We start from the raw sequence: 17,898 nt of genomic DNA, 5'->3' as shown, positions 1-17,898 counted from the left end.
TGTCACACGAAACTGACATCAGTTTCTTTGCGTTTTTTGTAGTGCGTCACGGCGATCGCAATCATGATGGTGCCGCCTACCACGATATTCATGAAGTAGTTCGATACTCCCACCAGGTTGAGACCGTTCTTCAGAATGGCGATCAGGAAAACGCCCATCAGCGTGCCGCTGACTGTGCCTTTGCCACCCATCAGACTGGCTCCGCCCAGCACCGTAGCCGCCAGCACATCAAGTTCGCCGCCAACCAGCGCATTGGGAACGACTTCTCCCATACGATAGACTTGCACCAGCCCGCCAATCGCCGCCATTGCGCCCAGCCAGCCGTAGGCGAAAACGTGGATCAGGCCGACGCGGATACCAATACGGCGTGCAGACTCCGCATCCCCCCCCACGGCATAGAGCTGGCGTCCGAGGTTGGTTTTGTTCAGCAGTAAGGCAGTAATGGCGGCAATCAGCAGCATAGTGGCCAGCGGCAGGCCGACCTGAAAGCTCTCCCCCTGCCAGCTGAACGGCAGTACATTGCGCAGCGTGATCCACCACTCCGGCAGTGAGTAGAGGCTACGACCACCGGTGACCCACATCAGTAGCCCGAACAGCAGCGACTGCATGCTAATGGTGATGATGATGGAGACCACCCGCAGCGTGGTGATCAGTAACGCGTTTATCACCCCGAACAGCGTGCCGCACACCACTGCCAGCAAAATGCTGAGCAGTGCATTATCGAACTGGTACTGTACAAACAGTGATGCGAGCAGGTACTGCACCACTGAGGCGACTGCCGCGAAGGAGATATCGATACCGCCGGTAACCAGCACGACAAACAGACCTAGCGCAAAGATGCCGGTGACCGCGTAGCTCTCCGCCAGATCCAGCAGATTCTGCATGGTAAGAAACTGCTCGCTGGCAACCGAGAAAAACAGAATGAACGCCAGCAGCACCCAGGCGAGCCAACCCTGACTGGAGTGCGGACGAAAACGGGAAAAGTCAGGCATTGATCACCTCCGCCAGCTGCTGCTGCTCGACGCTATCGGGTTGATACTCGGCATGGATCGTGCCATTACGGAAATGCAGAATGCGGTCGCAGTTGTACCAGACCTCTGGCACCTCATCGGAAATCAGAATGATCGATAGCCCCTCTTTCGCCAGCTCGTGGATCAACTGGTAAATACTGGCTTTTGCACCTACATCTACGCCGACGGTGGGTGAGTCGAGGATCAGAATGCGCGGCTGCGTCAGCACCCATTTCGCCAGCACAATTTTCTGCTGATTACCGCCGGAAAGCGTGGAGATAGCGAGGTTTGGATCGGCGACGCGGACGCCAAACTGCTGAATCCACTGCAGGATCAGCTTGTTTTTACGGTATTCATCAATCAGGTGAAACCGGTTTTGCAGCTTGTCGAGGATGGGCAGCACCATGTTGTCTGCCACCGACTGCTGCTGCACCAGGCCCAGCGTCAGACGATCTTCCGACACGTAGCCGATACCCGCTTTGATCGCATCTTCATGACCACGAAAGCGCACCGGCTTACTGTCGAGCCAGATTTTACCGCTGTCGGGACGTGTCATGCCAAACAGCGATAGCGCCAGTTCAGTGCGCCCGGAACCGAGCAGGCCGCACAGCCCGAGCACCTCGCCTTCATACAGTTTAAAATTGACGTCGTGATACTGGCCGGCGCGGGTTAAATTTTCTATCTCCAGAATGGCGCGATTGCCGTTGCGCGTCGGCGCTTTCAGCTGGTAGTCGAGTTTCAGGCCGGTCATCAGCTCTGTCAGGTGGTGCGGTGTCATCTCGCGCGCGGGCCAGCAGCCCATTTTGTGTCCGTCGCGAATCACCGTAACGCGGTCAGAAATCTCCAGCACCTCATCCAACCGGTGGCTGACAAATACCACGCAGATATTTTTATCTTTAAGGTAGCGCACGGTTCGCAGCAGTTGATTCACCTCGGTGCGGGTCAGGGAGGCGGTCGGCTCATCCATGATCACCAGTCGTGCATCGGCGACCAGCGCACGGCAGATCGCCACCTGCTGACGCTGAGCAATAGAGAGCGCCGCGACCTTCTCATCCAGATCGAGATCAAACTTCAGTTCGGTAACAATGCTGTGCGCGCTTTCACGCAGGCGTGCGCTGTGGTGCCATCGCAGCAGGCCATTGAGGTTATGCTCGAAGGCGATATTCTCTGCCACACTGAGATTGGGAAACAGCGACAGATCCTGATAAATCACCTGGATACCGAAGTCACGCGCCTGCCGGGTAGTAAGGCGTGGCTGCGGCAGGCCGTCGCCCAGTGTGATGCAACTGCCACTGTCCGGGGCGTGTACCCCTGAGATAACCTTGATCAGCGTGCTCTTGCCGCAGCCGTTGGTACCAGCGAGACAGTGCACTTCGCCTGCCAGTAAGGTCAGTGAGATATCGCTCAGTGCGCGGTTGCCACCAAATGTTTTCGACAGATTCTCGAGCACAAGCAGTGTCTGTGGAGTGACCTCTTGCATATCAGAGCCCCATTTTTACCAGTTTTGGCAGATTTTCTTTATCCAGGCTCTCTGTGTTGTTACCGAGAATGGTGTGCGTGGCTTCATCCACTTTTACTTTGCCCAGCCCTTCAATCGTTATGCCGTCAGTAATGGGCTCTTTCTTATGCATCATGTCTGCGATACGCACAAAGACTTCGCCCGCAGTCTGCGGATTCCAGATGTAGCCGCCTTTAATGGCGTTACGCTGCACCAGGGAGGCACCTTGTCCCGGACTGAATGAGCCAATCACGCACACCTGGTCGATTTTTTTACGGTTCATGACCGCACGCCCGGCGCCAATCGGTCCCTGTGAACCAAACGCCATGATCCCTTTCAGATCGGGATATTTGGACATCAGCTCATTGGTGGTGCGAATGGAATCATCCAGCGATTCGCCGACGCCAAATTTGTCGATGACCAGCTGCATTTTGGGGTAGTGCTCTTTCTGATAATTGAGTGCAGCGTCGGTCCACTGTTGATGCAGTGGCACCGTCAGGCTGCCAACATACATGGCGTATTTGCCTTCTTCGTTCATGCACTTCGCCAGCGCTTTCATATGGTTAATGCCATGCGTAGCCGCATCGACCAGTTCGAAATCCCAGTTGGCGCCCTGCTGGCCGGGTGACTCATGGGTGATGACTTCGATACCGGCATTGCGCGCCCGTTTCAATACCGGCTCCAGCACTTTTGGATCGTTCGGTACGACGCCGATGATATCGACTTTCTGCGCAATCAAATCTTCGATGGCGCGTACCTGTAGTGCCGGATCAGCCGCGGTGGGCCCTACCATCCACGCATCAATTCCGCGCTTCGCTGCTTCACTTTTAATTCCTGCTTCCATGGCATTAAACCAGGGAATACCGCCAATTTTGACCACAATACCCATACGCAATTTGTCAGCGGCTTGCGCACCGGTGGCGGCAAAGAGGGCAAGCAGAGAGCAGGCGATAAGATGCTTTTTCATACAGACTCCTGATTAGTTTTTAATTAGCTGCATGGACTGAAAACGCTGAGAACAGACGATAACGTTAACGCCATTCCACGCCAGTTCCTGTTCAAGTTCTTTATCTTTTAATTGGTCAGTAATAAGAAAATCGACGTCGCGGTAGTGGCATATACGGGCAAAAGAGGGCCGCAGAAATTTACTGCCATCCATTAAAAGATGTTTTCTTTCAGCGGCCAGCAGCATCTGCTGTTTCAGGTGTGCATTATTTTCATTACCTTCGCGCAAATATCCGTCGTTACCCAGACTGCTACAGGAAAAAAATATTTTATTAATCTGAAATTCGCGCAGCGGCTGCTCAGCCACCACGCCGTGAAAATCTTCATCCCGATCGGAATATTCACCGCCCAGACAGATAGTGCGAATACTGCCGCGTGCCGCCAGCGTCTGCACGATGCGCAGAGAATTGGTTAATACCGTTAATTCAATGTCGGGCAGCTGTCGCGCCAGATACCAGCAGGAAGTACTGCTATCCAGCAAAATACAGTCACCGGGACTGATAAAGTCGAGCGCGCGTTTGGCAATCATCATCTTGGCATCAACGTGCTCATTAATACGCTGACGAAAAGATAATTCGTTATGGTCTTCATTAGCCGTTCTGCTATTTCCCTGAATGCTGGCGCTCTGTCTTTTTATCAGAACGGCGCCGCCGTGGCTGCGTTGCAATAATCCGCGTTTTTCCAGATGGTTTAAATCACGGCGAATAGTTTCCTGCGAAACCTGACATAATGTGACCAGCTCTGAAGCAATTACACGACCATTTGTATTAAGTTCATTAATAATTCTTTGCTGTCTTTCAATCGGCAACATACTTATCCTCCGATGACTATAAATTACTGGAAGCGAACACGGGAAAATGTGGGCTGGGCAGGAGTCCACGTGGGTAAATAGGGCTGGCTTTTATTAAGTGATATAGTCGAAATATTTTATGCAAAGTAGTGCAATAAATTGCATGTAAAAGTGATGTTCCTCACGTATTTTGCTTCTCCAGGCTGGTGGCGATTACAAACAGGGTTAACAGACTATATAGGCATCGTTGCTGTGACGTGACTGTTTATGACCGTTTGTGTGGATTTGACCGTTTAAACTCAGCCTTTGACTCTCCAGGGCATCGGAGTAAGCCACTTCAGGTGGCGAACAGTTTCTGATGCGACTCTGGCCTGAACTGGTTGAATTGCTTTAACCAGGTGTGAGCCTTGATCTCAGTAACACTGATATCACCTATTGCCGGAAATACATCTTTCTCAAGCGAGCGCCAGATATCCTCTGCGTAGTCTTCGGTCACGCTGGCTTTCTTGACATTCCACCAACGCTCGGCAACTAACAGGAAAGTGTTGGTTTTGGCCTCTTGAGAATTTCTAACCTGCTCTTTCTGATGTTCCTGAGGATCAATGTCTTTCGTCAGGAGTGCTCGGGATTCCGCTCTGAGTTTACGCACATCAGAAAGTGAGACGGCAGGGTAAGTACCCAAACTCTGTTTGGTTCGCTGCCTGGTTAGAGGTCGATATGTAGTGGCACACTGAATTTGGCTACCTGAACAGAGGTGATATCATCACCTCATAGTCAAAACAGGTGACATTATGACCGGACGTAACAGATGCAATTTTAGCCCCGAGTTTCGCCTCGAAGCTGCTCAGCTTGTACTCGATCAGCACTACACCGTTGCCGCCGCTGCCACTGCGATGAATGTCGGCAAATCCACGATGGACAAATGGGTTCGACAACTGAAAGATGAGCGAGCGGGAAAATCACCCATAGCTTCACCCATGACACCTGAGCAGATTGAGATACGTGAGCTAAAGAAAAGACTTCAACACGTTGAAATGGAAAGAGATATATTAAAAAAGGCTACCGCGCTCCTGATGTCAGACTCCCTGAACAGTTCTCATTAGTTGAGAAACTCAGGGCGCGGTTTCCCGTTGCCGTTGTGTGCAATGTGCTGGGGGGTCATCGCAGCAGCTATAAATACTGGCGGCAACCAAAAAAGCCTGATGCCACGCGAGTGACATTACTCAGTCTTGTTCGTGAAAGTTATCGCGAAAGTAACGGCTCCGCAGGCGCACGTAATATTGCAGCGATGGTCACGAACAAAGGTGTAAAACTTAGCCGCTGGCGGGCAACAAAGCTGATGAAAGAGCTTCGTCTCATCAGTTGTCAGCAGCCTGGCCATAGGTATAAGAAGGCGTCTAAGGAACACGTTGAGATCCCCAATTATCCGGAACGCCAGTTTGCTGTAACCGAGCCTAATCAGGTTTGGTGCGGTGATGTCACTTATATCTGGACGGGTAAACGCTGGGCTTATCTGGCCGTAGTGCTTGATCTTTTTTCCCGTAAACCGGCTGGCTGGGCTATGTCATTTTTCCCGGATTCTGCACTGACAGCTAAAGCGCTGTCCATGGCCTGGGAAGCGCGAGGAAAGCCGGCTAATTTACTGTATCACCCGGATCAAGGCAGCCACTATACCAGCAGGAATTTCAGACAATTACTGTGGAGATATCAGATAAAGCAAAGCCTGAGTCGCCGGGGAAATTGCTGGGATAACAGCCCAATGGAACGGTTCTTCAGAAGCCTGAAAACAGAGTGGGTACCGGATAATGGCTACGCGAATTTTAGCCAGGCCAGCACGGCAATAACGAATGACATCACAGGATATTACAGCCAGCTCAGACCCCATCAATATAATGGTGGTTTGACGCCGAATGAATCAGAAAGATTGTTCTGGAAAAACTCTAAAGCCGTGGCAAGTTTTTGTTGACCACTACACCCGTCACCATCATATAGCTGGTAATCGACATCTTTAGGTTTGGCGGCTTTGATTTCCGTATCGGTTAACGGCTTGGTTTTTCTTGCCATGGGGAGTCTCCATGCGTTTAGGCCCAACGAAAACAATAGAGCTTTTCGTTGGGCCTATCAATGGGCCTAAAAGGTTCGGATTTAATTAGTTCTCTTCGGACTTCGCGGGACAAATTGAGGGCACAAAAAAGCCCGCAAGGCTTGCGCCGTGCGGGCTTTCAGGACTTCAGCGGACAATTCTTGTATCGCCGCGAAAGAATTTTGGAGGGCTGGCGGAATCTGAACAAAACTCGCAAACTCATGTATTTAGGCTTTTTTATCTAATTCAACTTTGTTCCGTGTACCTAAACGTGTACCAATTATTGGATCTCATACCCCGGAACGGCAGGGCAATGCTAACGAATGCCTGGCACTAAATCCAAAATAAAATGATTTCAGGGAAAAGTGTTCACACTGTTCACTTTTGGTTTTTATGCATTAAATTCATTGCTTTAGGTGGTGAATGGTTTTTAAGTGGAATGTACACTAGTGTGCACTGAGGGTGATCACATTAGCCAAGATGACGAAAGCTACCTGAGCCACTATGCTTAACATGAAGTTTTAAGGCGCTAATGTTGTCAATAATTAATTTTACAGCACATTCATCATATGAACTGGTTCTACTTATGGCTACCGTTAAAATGGTGCGATTACCATTTGATCTATTTCTTCTTTTCTTTCATTGTACATACTAATTAATTTCAGTTTTGTGAGGTCAGGGAAATGTCGTTAGAGGAAACAAGGGCTAGGTTGCTAACTGCATGTGAAACGGAAGGAGATCTGCTTGCTCTGATAAGCGATTTATATGTTCAAGAAATAAACTCTAAAGAAAAATATTTAGCAGCAGCGCTAACTGAACTAAATAACTCTAATATAATTGATATCGTGAAAATAGTTAAAGGCGTTGATAAAAACTCCTGTGGAAGAAATTTATTTACTATTTTAATTGCCTTTGAAAAAACGCTTCCTGAACTAGATTCAAGAGTTGAAGATGTTTTAGATTGCTTGGTTCATCTCACACAACAGCTTGGAGCGGATGCAGCTATCTCTGGAATCTATACAGCATTTCAGCGTTACTGTAGCGCGGGAGTGCAGCGCCCTAGAGAAAGCATTAGATTTATCCTTGCTCAAAGTGAAATGAATGCCTATGCCCCATTTCTATCCAACTCGATTCTCGCTTATAACTCAGATTCTGTTTTGGAAGCTATCCAAGCAACAGAGGATTTAATTTCCAATAGTAATGAAATTATCAGAAACCAAGCCTATCTAACGTTGGGGTGGCTTGATGTCAATGAAACAAAAGCTAATGATATTTGGGCGTTAATCAGTAGCAATGCCATTAGTGAGAATGATAATGGTTGTCGTACATCGATATTAAGGGCAATATTTCATTTCGGAAAAAAATTCCCCACTTACTGGCCGATGATAGAATCGTTGTTAAATACTGTTCTTGAGAAGATATCCGTCGACAATCTTTATATGCTCTCGGCTGATGTCGCCTTTCAAAGGTTCGGTCTTCCGAAAAGCATTCTGCACCTCATAGTTAAGCAGCTAACCAACGTATCCCCTGAGCACAAAAATCTTATAGATAATATTGATCATTTATTAGTTATGCTAGTTGAAATAGAAGAGTCCTGCCTTGCTATAGAGTTATTGGAATCAATTCTGGTTAAAGGAATTAAATTTAAATCTCTGGGCTATTTCTCTAACGAGTTAATAACTAAGTACCATGAACTACGTAATCATATTATTACAAAATGGCTTCTGGATGGGGACGTTCAACTTTGTCGTAGTATCATGAATTTACTCCATGATTCCGCGGGAAAGGTCGTTGAGTTAAAAGCAGAAATGGCACTGCTAGATAATGACGTGAAGCAAGTATTTGTAAGTCACAAGGTCATAGGATGGTTATTTACAACACCTGTAGCGGCGGCAAGTTTCATTATTTCCATCTCAGAAATTGCCTCAGTAGACACAATCAAAAAGCTTGAGGGTATATTGTACTATCCTTTGCTCATAAGTTATCCTGGAGAACTTGGTGAATTTCTTCAGTCATTGATTGATAAAGGAGTTCAAAAGAATCTATGTGAGAGGTTGCTAGAAAAAAATAAATCTTACAATGCTAATATTGAAAAAGTTTTTAAAGTTAATGAATTGAAAGCTCCGAGCGAAAATTTAAATGCTTATTGGAGGAATGTCGAAAAAGGTATGCAAGAAGCTCACGATGAAGCATCAAGGTCTTCTTTTATACAAATGATTGCAAAAACCAATGTCTTATTGTACGGAAATAGTTCGGTCTATTATATGCATCAAGATGAAGGCAACTCCATACGGCAAGAAATGCAAATGCATAGTTTTTCTCATTCTACTGAAATGCCAAGATTGAATGTCTTAGATCCCGTGTCGCTAGAATATTTTTTGATGACATGCCGTTGTGAGAAAATGAAAAAATGAAGTTAATTCTTAAGCAGTACCTAGCCTCACTTAAAGAACGAGCGGAATTAGATGCTGTGCTTCCTGATTTATTGAGCAGCATGGGGATGAATGTTTTTATTTCACCAACTCGCGGAGTTAAAGAATATGGAGTGGATATGGCTGCTATAGGTAAAGTAAATGGTGAGGAAAAAAAAGTCTATTTGTTCTCTGTTAAATCTGGAAACCTTACTCGTGAGACTTGGAATGGAAACGCAGATCAAGCTCTAAGACCTTCGTTAGATGAAATTCAGGATTCATTTATCCCCAGTCGTCTTCCACCTGAACACAGAGATAAGAAAATAGTTATTTGCTTATGCTTTGGTGGGGATGTTAATTCAGGGATCAGGCAAGAGGTCTCTGGATATGAGAGGAAAAATACTCAAGATAATATTTCTTTTGAGGAATGGAATGGAGATAAGTTATCAGAGCTTATTCAACAGTATTTGTTAAAAGAAGAATTGTTACCTAGCTCCAGCCAAGCTCTATTAAGGAAATCTTTGGCCCTACTCGAACAACCCGAAAGCTCAAACAAGTACTTCTTACTTTTGATCAATAGGGTTTTCTCAAACGCAACTGATCCAGATTCTGTCGCATCGTCGATAATACGTATTAACGTCTGTTTATGGGTCTTGTTTTCTTGGTGTCGTGATGGCGGGAACTTAGAAGCAGCATATCTTTCATCTGAGAGAGCATTGCTGTTGGCTTGGGATAAGGTCAAAAACTACTACACAGGAAAAAACAGGCCATCAAAAGCATTTGATAGTATTTTAGATACCTATCATCAAATCACTGATTGCTATATTGAACGTTGTTTAATTCCATATGTTGAATATAAATATGCTCTGTCTCATGCGGTTCAATCTCCATGCTCTATTGATGTAAATATTAAACTTTTTGACGTGTTAGGGCGTTTATCAATTAAAGGGCACTGGGTTTTAGATTCATTATCAAGGAGTTATGCTGAAAATCCACCAGTCGATGGTGAGAGCAAAGAACAAGTAACTTTATGTCTGCGTCTTCAGGAAATAACAAAATCGATTAGACTATTGGTTAATAATAACCCGACGCTGATGTCACCACGAAAGGATTCGCAAGCAATTGATATTGGTTTGGCTCTGTCGCTGCTCTCAAATAACTCAGATTTCGATGGGTTTGTGCAAGGGTGGCTCTCTGAAATTATTAATAGATGTATTTTCTCTTTCATTAGCGATAATATGTATCCAATTATCTATGACTCTTACGAAAAACTGCTTGAAAATTGCAGCTTAGATAAGGCAGGTGATCTTTATAAAAATAAAGTTACGGGAGCTAGTGTTTTATATCCGCTATTGGCGGTTTTTTGCTCTCTGTATAAGTTGGATTCTTTAAGCAAAGAATTAGAAGATTTTTCTAAAGAAAAACTCTCACATAGCACGTTACAATATTGGTACCCAAATCAACACAGTGAACAGAACATGTACTCGAACTCAGATACGCATGGCTCTGCCTCAACAGACTTCCCAATGAATGGAGATTTGGCAAAAAAATTTGTTGCACGAGAGTGTCAAAATGCAGATTCATTTAGAAATATGTCAGCTGTGATTAAAGGGAAAGCACCAATAGTACTATTGGCATGTCGTTGTTATCGATATCCAGTTCCTTTCCATTATATCGAAGATTGGCTGCTTGATACCCTAAACTAAAAAATGTCTGTTTTTCGAAGCATAGAAGCTCTTGGCTGACATGGATAATTATATCAAATATAAATAAACCGGCCTAAGCCGGTTTATTTAAGATGATTTATTAGGCCCTGCATGCGGGCAGCCAATCTGTCTCGCTGTCTTCATGTAGTGTGAGGTTGGTCTGTATGCCGTTATTCGTGCGACGCTTAAGCAACACGCGTTCATACTCTTTTAACGTCTGCGGCACAGCTTGCCCGAAAGCCGTCAGGCTGAGCGGGTGCTGATGGCCACGCGATTCCATAAAGGACAAATACGCATGATAGAGATAGCGCTTTGGGTTAATCGGGCGAATATTGGCATTACCGATAAACAGCCCATTCGGCGCGCTCAGCGGCATCAGGTAGCCACAGAAATCGACCAGCGGGTCGGCCTGTCGCTTTATTTCCAGTGCTTCGCCGGATGATTGCTGCGCCTGCAACAGCTCTCGCGCTTCGTCCGGTGACGCGAAGCGCTGCATCAGGTTACGAACAATCACGGACAGCTCGATGCTGATTTTATCCATTAGCTGCGGATCACGCTCTTTCGCCGGTATCACTTCCGGGAAGGTCAGGATTACCCGGCGACGCGACACGCCGCCGCTGCGATCGCTGAAACGCATCGGATTGTTGTTTACCGCCAGAATCACCGCCGGTATATGCGTTGAGTAAGGATCGCGATATTTGGGATCGATGGCTACCGCATCACCGCCAGTAATTGCCTTAATACCTGCACCGTCGCCGCTCCATTTCTCCTGATCGGGCAGAATAATCAGTGAGAATCCGACCACGCTGGCGCGTTCGCGTGATGATTCCAGCGTGTCGATGGTGGCAGACGTGGTGTTATCGCGGCCAGCGAGCAGCGTGGCGATCGAGGCTAGCACGCTTTTTCCGCTTCCACCTGGACCGGTCACTTCAAGGAACATCTGCCAGTCGTAGCGGTTTGCCAGGACCATAAATAACGCCGCGAGGATTCGCTCCTGCTTCTCGTCATTATGTCCGGCCGCCTGCGTTAACCAGCGGTAGAAGCTAGGCGCGTGGTCTGCAAGATTTTCACCGGGACGCGGCGCGGAGTAGTCAACGCTGTTTACCGTGCGTAACCAGTTTTCACGGCGATGCGGGCTGAATGTGCCGTTCGTCGTATCAAAAACGCCGTTACGGAAACCAATCAGGCGGCGCGCCGGTTCGCCCATTTGCGGCACCATCAGCTTAAGCGTATCGAGTACGCTGCCAATCCCGGCCGCTGAAAACGGTGCGCGTACCTTCTGAAACAGGGCAGCGATTTCACGACGCAGCGTCTGTACCGGCATCACCTGCCACGCGCCGTTCTCATAACGGCAGATTTCCTCCCCGACAGGCGGCACGGCCAGCGCCTGCCCGTAGTGATCGACCAGCAATTCCGCTTTTTCGCTGGCGCTCATGGCTTTAAGGTCGGCCTCGCTTACGGACTCAAACGGACTTGGCTTATGAGGTTGAGTGAGGGCAGTCAGTAGCGCTTGGGTTGGGATGTCGCCCTTTTTCAGCCAAAAGTCGTTCCAGTCGCCGGTTTCCGGCGGCAAAGCGGCTTTACCTTTGCAGGCTTTCGCGGCTTCATCTGCTTTTAACTGACCGGTGCCGTTGTCGTCGCGATCGGCGGCAATCAGCATCAGCGCATCAGGGTTGGTTCTGCGCAGTTGCGCGGCAAGCGCTGGCAGATTATTGGCGCTGAGCGCCACATAAACAGGTTGCCCGGTCAGGCGCTGCACCGTCAGACCGGTTGCATATCCTTCGGTGAGCCACAGCGTTTTGCTGTCAGGTTCGCCTGCAAGGTGATAAGCGCCTTTCACCTGTCCGCCGGGCAGGGTGCGCTTGTCTCCAGCGGTGCTGATTAGCTGAATGTTAACGGCGTTGCCGGTTTCGTCGGTTAGCGGCACAACTAGATCGCCAGCCGCAAAACTGATACCGCCACAGCGCAGACCGGCAGCTAGCGTTAACGCCTGAGTGCTGTGCAGCCCTTTCGATAAAAGGTAGGCGTTATACGTGCGGCTGACGGCGGCGGCGAGCAGCTTCTGCGCCCGCGCGGCAGCCTCAGATTGTTCGACGGCTTTATCAACTGTGTTCACCGGTGCTTTTGATACCGGTGGCAACCCGCCGAGCATATCAGCGATTTTGATTGCCGCCTCTTTAGCGCTGACGTCGAGCGCCTTTTCGACCAGATTCAGGCCGTCACCGGCTCCGCATTGATTACAGTGCCACGTCCCGCGACCGTCCTGATTGTCAAAACGGAAGCGATCTTTACCGCCGCAAACCGGGCATGCGCAGTGTCTGCCGCTGGCGTGAATGCTGATACCCAGCGCGGGCAGCAGCTGCGGCCAGAATCCGGCGGCCGCTTTTACCGTGTCAGAGACAATGTGTTTCATCTGCTGAATCTCCCTCAGTGCAACGTGGCGCGGCGAGTCGCGGCAAGCTGGCTGCAGAACAGCTCATCCATCATGGTCGCGCCAAGGCAAGTCAGGCGCGGCGGCGCGGTCAGCAGGTCAGGCTCAACCATATCTCCCAGCATGGTGCAGGCCATCTCCATTCCGGCCTCTACGCCGTGGCGACGCACGTAGAATCCTTCCAGCTCAAGCGCGATAGTCATCTGTAGTTCGTCGAGTGTTGCCGAAACGGTGATGCCCAGCGTTTTGCAGGCGTTCAGATAACCCTGCGCCAGTGCGCGACGGTAAACGGCAGTGCGGACTTCAACAGGTAAGCAGGAATTATTAGCGGTCATCATGGCGAGCCTCCGTGGCAAGAATCAGGGAATCACAGGTTTCAACGACTTTACCGAGCTGGTCAGTAAGAAGGGCAACGACCGACGCCAGCGCGGCGCTGTCTGGTACGCAGCTTTGAGCGCTGAGGCAATGAACAGAATCGAACATATCAAGCACTGTTACGCCGACGGAATGAGCATGCAGAAGGCGCAGATAATCGGCGTGTGGAATTGAATAGGTGCTGTTGCTGTTGGTGCGAGCGGCAAGAGTATTCATGCAGCCACCGCCTGTACCGGCACGCGGCCAGCGAAGCACAAAACATAATCACGAACGAAGTTTGCACGAGCCGTGCGCTCGTCTTTAGCCGCAAAACGCAGCATGCAGGGACGGGCAGCACGATCGGTGCGGCGCACGGCAGCGAAAATAAAGGTGAATTCGAGATGAGTGGCAGTAATAACCGTAGCCATTAAGGCAATCTCCAAGGTTAACTTTAAGAAGCTACCACTGGAGTTCCTACGCTCATGGGTGGTAGCCCGGACGGGGGTAGGAATACCGGCAACCTTGGAAACCGGCCAGCCCGAAAGCTGCCCCGCCCGGGCCACCATTATTTTGACGGCAAAATGGCTTAAGAACCATTGCCCAAAAAATGGGTGCACAGAGGCGAAGACACAAAAAAACACGCGTGGCGCGTGCTGTGTCGCCAAGATTAAGCTCGGGTTCCTACGCCCGGCTACCGATTTTGCGGCAGCGCGAAAACTGTATAACGGCCGCTCGTCAGAGAAAAGCCTTTTTTTAAACATCCGGGCGATTTCCTCAGCAACCGGTCAGGACGTGATCGGATTGCGGTGGATTTGATCGGAATTCCCCATTCTCTTTCTTCGCCCGCTGCCTGGCAGGCTTCTCTTTTTTACTCATAACAGAGATGTGACCATGCATTCCGCTGGTAAAGGCCGGTGCCGTGGCGGGTTTGCCGCTGACGGCTGCCGTCAGGCTTTCTGCGACAAAGGCGGCTTCTTCGCGGGTAAGCGGATAGGTTTTCGTGTCGAAATTCAGCGTGATCATGCTGCACCTCCGGTGCGCTGTGCGATGCGGGCCTGCATCCAGCCGTCAATTTCTGACGCCAGCCAGGCGACGTTTTTACCGCCAAGAGAAATCTGCGAGGGGAACTGCTCACGGCTAATTAAGTCGTAAATGGTTGAGCGTGACAGGCCACAGGTACTGATGACTTCCGGCAGGCGCATGAAGCGGTCGCGCGGGTAAACGGCATCGCGCATTACGGGAACGGCAGGGGCTGGTACGGATGAAACTGCGTGCATGGTGTTACCTCATTATGAGTCCGGCCGATACTGTCCGGTTCCGGTGGTGTCTTCAGGTAACCCCCTATTCTGGTTATATTTCTGATGAAGTAAACAACCCCCTGATTGCTGAAAAATGAGCAAAAACCACTTCTCTTACCTCCTGTTTGCCTTTGTTTGCCAACGTTTGCCAGCGTTTGCCTTTTAAGAGCTTTCAGCGATTAAAAAGGTTTTATTAATAGAATTAAAATCTGAAAAAGGCTCGCCAGAAAAAAGCTGTTATCTGAGACTGTGTGAACACCTGTGAATACTCAGTGAAGACTTAATTTTAAAGTGTTCCCTACTTTAGTTATTGTATTTATTATCTTTTTTATCTTAATGAATACCAGTGAACAGTTATATAAAAAATATCGTTAGTTAAGGGGCTATCCCGTACCGGTTTTGCCCTTGTTTGTTCATCGACAGGCGGAAAGCATTGAAATGCGCTGTCCTGTGGTACACGACAGAATGACCTCATCCTTTACAGACGATGAGAGACAATCATGACCACTCCGGAACAGAAACCTGCATCACTGGAACGCTTCGAGAAAGCCCACGCTGAACATACCGAAAGGATGAAAGCCTATAACGGCATCTGCGCCGATATCGCCCGCTGTGAAAAGAACAGCAGGCAGCCATCGAGGCAGGGAAAGAAGCCGAGAGCAACTGGCGCACGAGCTTTCGCAACCTGCGAGGCAATCTCACCGACGAGCTGCGCGCCGAACATTCTCAGCGCATCGCCAGCCGTGAACTGGCCGATGAGTTCGGCGGGCTGCTTAAAGAGCTGGCGCTGGATAAGCAGGAGGCGATGCTGAAATGCTGCGGCAGTGGTAAAGAGTATGTTGAATCGCACCAGGAGGCTTTTACCGGGTTCGCGGATGCGCACTGGCAGTCAGCCCTGCGTAACGTAAGTCCGTCGCTGCTGTGGGCCATTAAGCTGCGTCTCCGTCGTGAAGAGCTTTCCCCGACGTTTGCCGGAGACGACCGGGATAGTATTAAGGACGTGGCTTATCTGGTCGGTGAAGCGCTGACGCGGGCAGCTGCTGCTCTGCCAGACAGCATACTAAATGAGGCTCCGCTGCTGGAGAGTATTGGTCTATATCGCCCGCCGCTTACCGGTATTGATATGGAGCTTTACCGCCATCCTATGCGCCGCCAGAAGCTGGCTGAATCAATCCGGGCGCAGCGTGCAAAACTTAAGGAGGGCTGCCAGAAATGATGCACTGTCCCTACTGCAAAAGCGCGGCACATACCAAATCGAGCCGCTATATGTCAGAGCAGGTAAAAGAGCGTTATCACCAGTGCACTAACCTCGACTGCTCCTGTACTTTCAAGACGAATGAGAGCATCACAAAGGTGATCACCGCACCGCCACAGCCGGAAAAAGTACCGGCACCACCACCATCCGAACCAGCAAGAGAACGCCAGACGCTGGGCCGTTATGGTTCTGCATTCCGCCAGGTTCATTAATCCCGCACAGCCGCTGCCACACCAGCGGCTTTTTTGCGCCCATATTCTTTCTTCCCAAAGCCTTTTTTCTGGCCAGCCGCTTTGTAAAGAGACGTGCATGCATAGCGCGCATGGATCTGCATGCAAAAAAATGCACCGCTTTGCCTCGCTCAGGCCATACCGGGCGCGGCTCTGCCCGTATCATGCACCTGCATGAAAAGCGGCGCATAAAGCGGGCAGGCGTGGCGAGGATAGCATTGCGCGCGGAGTAGATTCTATTACTTATTTCTACAAATTTTCGTTAGGTAATGATTTCTTAAATTTTATTTTGTCCTTAACTTTGAGTTCAATCGGTGAAGAAAGATCTAATTCCTTAAGATGTAGGTTTGCTTTTTTATAATGAGAGAAAATATCGTAAAATAATTCATTATTAGATATTTGTATATCAATGTTTGCATCTAACTTACACATTGGAATTGGATAAATAAACATTAAACCGCAAAATGAAAACTCCGCAATAACATGAGCCAGTTCTAGTTTGCTATCCCTCTTAATATATAACGTTAATCGAGTTTCAGTTTGCCTCGTAATGCAAGTTAGGATTTTTGGGATATCTGAAGTAGGCGTAGCATTAAACCGTAACCATTTTATTGTATTCTCGTAATTAAATAATTCTTGCCTTGGTATGATTGAAAGTGCAATTTTACACAAAAGTTTATAATCATATTCTGGAACGTACGAGCGAGTTTTTTCTGTACTTGTAGCTAAGAATTCATCATCCTGCTGATTTGTATTTATTTTTTGAGACTGAATTCTGACTTCACCATTAATGTTTTTCATTGAGAAGCTTCCTGCTTTAATTTCTATATTTCCATTCCTACCTTTGAGGCCAAAAAAAGATCTCAGTATATCGTGATGGTATATGAAATTAGGCTCTATAGTTGATCCAAAATACTCGTTGCAAGAGTCGCACTCCTCCGCAAGGATTAAATATTTATTGCCAAGGCCGTAGGGGATTGCATGTGCAACTTTCCTAAAAGTTGCACCCATTGATTGTGTTCTCCCGCAAAACCTGCAACTACGAATATCTTTTCTCTTTTCACCAATTGTCAATTTACTATTTAAGTTAGGTTGAATTATGTTGAAAGTATCGATTACTTTCGGAAATATGCTTTCAAGTTCATCTTTTTTTTCATTAAAATATTTTTGTTGGATTTCTGTATTTGGTGATATGTTTAATGCCTCTATATATATTGTGTGGAGAAATTCATCCTTTGATGAATTGAACTTTTCGGTTCGGACTATAAATATTTCATCGTTAGGTATTTTGCTGATAAAGGAAATTATTTTATTTATTTCGGGGTGGGTTTTTAAAAGGGTTGAATATTGGTTTTGCAACGCTTCCTGTAACTCTGTGCTTTTTTTATGTAATAATTGAAGTGTGTATTCCTCACCATTCGAGGAAGAGAATGGTGCTATTATATGAATGTAGAGGCTATTGTCTCCGTTAGAAGGAGGGGTGAACTCCATCAAAAATTGCCCAGAACTTTTAGTCAAAATATATAATGAATTGTTCATTCCACATCCTCGTTAAATTTATTTGTATACACAAATCTTCCCCAGCACGACATAAGTTCAACCCGTTTATTTAGGTAGGTTGAACGATTGTATGCTTTACGCACTTCGTTTTTATCGATATGTGCAAGGGCAGCTTCAATTACATCTGAATTAAAATCTGCTTCATTAAGTGCTGTACTTGCTATAGAGCGAATGACCTGCTCCCCGTTGATTAGTACACCCCGATGTTAGTAATGTCTTCATAAGCCACATGAGGACATCCCCATGAAGAAGCGTTTTTCCGACCAA

The 17,898-nt window shown here is 48.0% G+C and carries 17 protein-coding genes and 3 pseudogenes; 5 read left to right on the top strand and 15 right to left on the bottom strand.

Going from position 1 to position 17,898, the window contains the following annotated elements; genetic code table 11:
• Positions 1-2: 2 nt before the first annotated feature.
• The 5 genes and pseudogenes from FHW04_RS21625 to FHW04_RS21605 form a co-directional block, all read right to left on the bottom strand.
• Positions 3-992 carry an ABC transporter permease gene (locus FHW04_RS21625; protein WP_094106392.1) on the bottom strand — a complete coding sequence of 330 codons (990 nt, stop codon included), beginning with the start codon at positions 990-992 and terminating at the stop codon, positions 3-5.
• The gene (locus FHW04_RS21620; RefSeq protein ID WP_089562468.1) at positions 985-2,490 is read right to left on the bottom strand and encodes a sugar ABC transporter ATP-binding protein; all 1,506 of its coding nucleotides are present in this window, start codon (positions 2,488-2,490) and stop codon (positions 985-987) included. The genes FHW04_RS21625 and FHW04_RS21620 overlap by 8 nt, the downstream gene beginning before the upstream one ends.
• A 1-nt stretch (position 2,491) precedes the next feature.
• A complete protein-coding gene (locus FHW04_RS21615; protein ID WP_031376610.1) occupies positions 2,492-3,475 on the bottom strand; it encodes a substrate-binding domain-containing protein in 984 nt (327 codons plus the stop codon).
• 12 nt (positions 3,476-3,487) lie between these two features.
• A complete protein-coding gene (locus FHW04_RS21610; RefSeq protein WP_046288162.1) occupies positions 3,488-4,324 on the bottom strand; it encodes a DeoR/GlpR family DNA-binding transcription regulator in 837 nt (278 codons plus the stop codon).
• A 317-nt stretch (positions 4,325-4,641) separates the two neighbouring features.
• Positions 4,642-5,024, bottom strand: a pseudogene (locus FHW04_RS21605) (phage integrase central domain-containing protein); the annotation flags it as partial.
• A gap of 70 nt (positions 5,025-5,094) precedes the next feature.
• Here FHW04_RS21605 and FHW04_RS21600 point away from each other — a divergent pair.
• A protein-coding gene (locus FHW04_RS21600) for an IS3 family transposase (RefSeq protein ID WP_179420107.1) occupies positions 5,095-6,269 on the top strand; the annotation gives its coding sequence in 2 pieces (ribosomal slippage) (positions 5,095-5,353 and positions 5,353-6,269; 1,176 coding nt in all).
• A gap of 8 nt (positions 6,270-6,277) precedes the next feature.
• On the opposite strand, the pseudogene FHW04_RS21595 reads toward FHW04_RS21600, so the two are convergent.
• Positions 6,278-6,367 (bottom strand): annotated as a pseudogene (locus tag FHW04_RS21595) (integrase arm-type DNA-binding domain-containing protein); the annotation flags it as partial.
• 702 nt (positions 6,368-7,069) lie between these two features.
• On the opposite strand from FHW04_RS21595, the gene FHW04_RS21590 reads away from it, so the two are divergent.
• Both FHW04_RS21590 and FHW04_RS21585 read left to right on the top strand, forming a co-directional pair.
• Positions 7,070-8,800 carry a hypothetical protein gene (locus FHW04_RS21590; protein WP_143811598.1) on the top strand — a complete coding sequence of 577 codons (1,731 nt, stop codon included), beginning with the start codon at positions 7,070-7,072 and terminating at the stop codon, positions 8,798-8,800.
• Complete coding sequence (locus FHW04_RS21585) at positions 8,797-10,503, top strand: hypothetical protein (protein ID WP_089562599.1); 1,707 nt, start codon at positions 8,797-8,799, stop codon at positions 10,501-10,503. The genes FHW04_RS21590 and FHW04_RS21585 overlap by 4 nt, the downstream gene beginning before the upstream one ends.
• 100 nt (positions 10,504-10,603) lie before the next feature.
• Here the strand turns inward: FHW04_RS21585 and FHW04_RS21580 are convergent, their stop codons facing one another.
• The 7 genes from FHW04_RS21580 to FHW04_RS21550 form a co-directional block, all read right to left on the bottom strand.
• Positions 10,604-12,916, bottom strand: coding sequence for a primase-like DNA-binding domain-containing protein (locus tag FHW04_RS21580; RefSeq protein ID WP_089562600.1), 2,313 nt, complete (start codon positions 12,914-12,916; stop codon positions 10,604-10,606).
• A 14-nt stretch (positions 12,917-12,930) separates the two neighbouring features.
• Complete coding sequence (locus FHW04_RS21575; protein WP_089562601.1) at positions 12,931-13,272, bottom strand: DUF5375 family protein; 342 nt, start codon at positions 13,270-13,272, stop codon at positions 12,931-12,933.
• Complete coding sequence (locus FHW04_RS21570; RefSeq protein ID WP_034896822.1) at positions 13,259-13,525, bottom strand: hypothetical protein; 267 nt, start codon at positions 13,523-13,525, stop codon at positions 13,259-13,261. The genes FHW04_RS21575 and FHW04_RS21570 overlap by 14 nt, the downstream gene beginning before the upstream one ends.
• Positions 13,522-14,049, bottom strand: coding sequence for a host cell division inhibitor Icd-like protein (locus FHW04_RS21565; RefSeq protein ID WP_089562602.1), 528 nt, complete (start codon positions 14,047-14,049; stop codon positions 13,522-13,524). Before FHW04_RS21565 ends, FHW04_RS21570 begins: the two co-directional genes overlap by 4 nt.
• Positions 14,050-14,062: 13 nt before the next feature.
• The gene (locus tag FHW04_RS21560) at positions 14,063-14,311 is read right to left on the bottom strand and encodes a hypothetical protein (protein WP_089562603.1); all 249 of its coding nucleotides are present in this window, start codon (positions 14,309-14,311) and stop codon (positions 14,063-14,065) included.
• The gene (locus tag FHW04_RS21555; RefSeq protein WP_089562604.1) at positions 14,308-14,565 is read right to left on the bottom strand and encodes a helix-turn-helix transcriptional regulator; all 258 of its coding nucleotides are present in this window, start codon (positions 14,563-14,565) and stop codon (positions 14,308-14,310) included. Before FHW04_RS21555 ends, FHW04_RS21560 begins: the two co-directional genes overlap by 4 nt.
• A 601-nt stretch (positions 14,566-15,166) precedes the next feature.
• A complete protein-coding gene (locus FHW04_RS21550) occupies positions 15,167-15,310 on the bottom strand; it encodes a hypothetical protein (RefSeq protein ID WP_227021990.1) in 144 nt (47 codons plus the stop codon).
• Between the two features lie 81 nt (positions 15,311-15,391).
• Between FHW04_RS21550 and FHW04_RS21545 the strand changes: the two genes are divergently transcribed.
• Both FHW04_RS21545 and FHW04_RS21540 read left to right on the top strand, forming a co-directional pair.
• Complete coding sequence (locus FHW04_RS21545) at positions 15,392-15,802, top strand: hypothetical protein (protein ID WP_227021989.1); 411 nt, start codon at positions 15,392-15,394, stop codon at positions 15,800-15,802.
• Positions 15,799-16,053 (top strand): ogr/Delta-like zinc finger family protein, encoded by a 255-nt coding sequence (locus tag FHW04_RS21540; protein ID WP_089562605.1) that lies wholly within the window; start codon positions 15,799-15,801, stop codon positions 16,051-16,053. The genes FHW04_RS21545 and FHW04_RS21540 overlap by 4 nt, the downstream gene beginning before the upstream one ends.
• A gap of 267 nt (positions 16,054-16,320) precedes the next feature.
• Here the strand turns inward: FHW04_RS21540 and FHW04_RS21535 are convergent, their stop codons facing one another.
• Positions 16,321-17,610 carry an HNH endonuclease gene (locus FHW04_RS21535; protein ID WP_089562606.1) on the bottom strand — a complete coding sequence of 430 codons (1,290 nt, stop codon included), beginning with the start codon at positions 17,608-17,610 and terminating at the stop codon, positions 16,321-16,323.
• A pseudogene (locus FHW04_RS21530) lies at positions 17,607-17,804 on the bottom strand (integrase); the annotation flags it as partial. The pseudogene FHW04_RS21530 and the gene FHW04_RS21535, both read right to left, overlap by 4 nt.
• Positions 17,805-17,898 lie beyond the last annotated feature (94 nt).

The sequence above is a fragment of the Pantoea sp. AN62 genome (assembly GCF_050432985.1).
GTDB lineage: Bacteria > Pseudomonadota > Gammaproteobacteria > Enterobacterales > Enterobacteriaceae > Pantoea > Pantoea brenneri.
The sequence above is the reverse complement of the archived record's forward strand: the minus strand, read 5'-3'. Positions and strand labels throughout refer to the sequence as shown.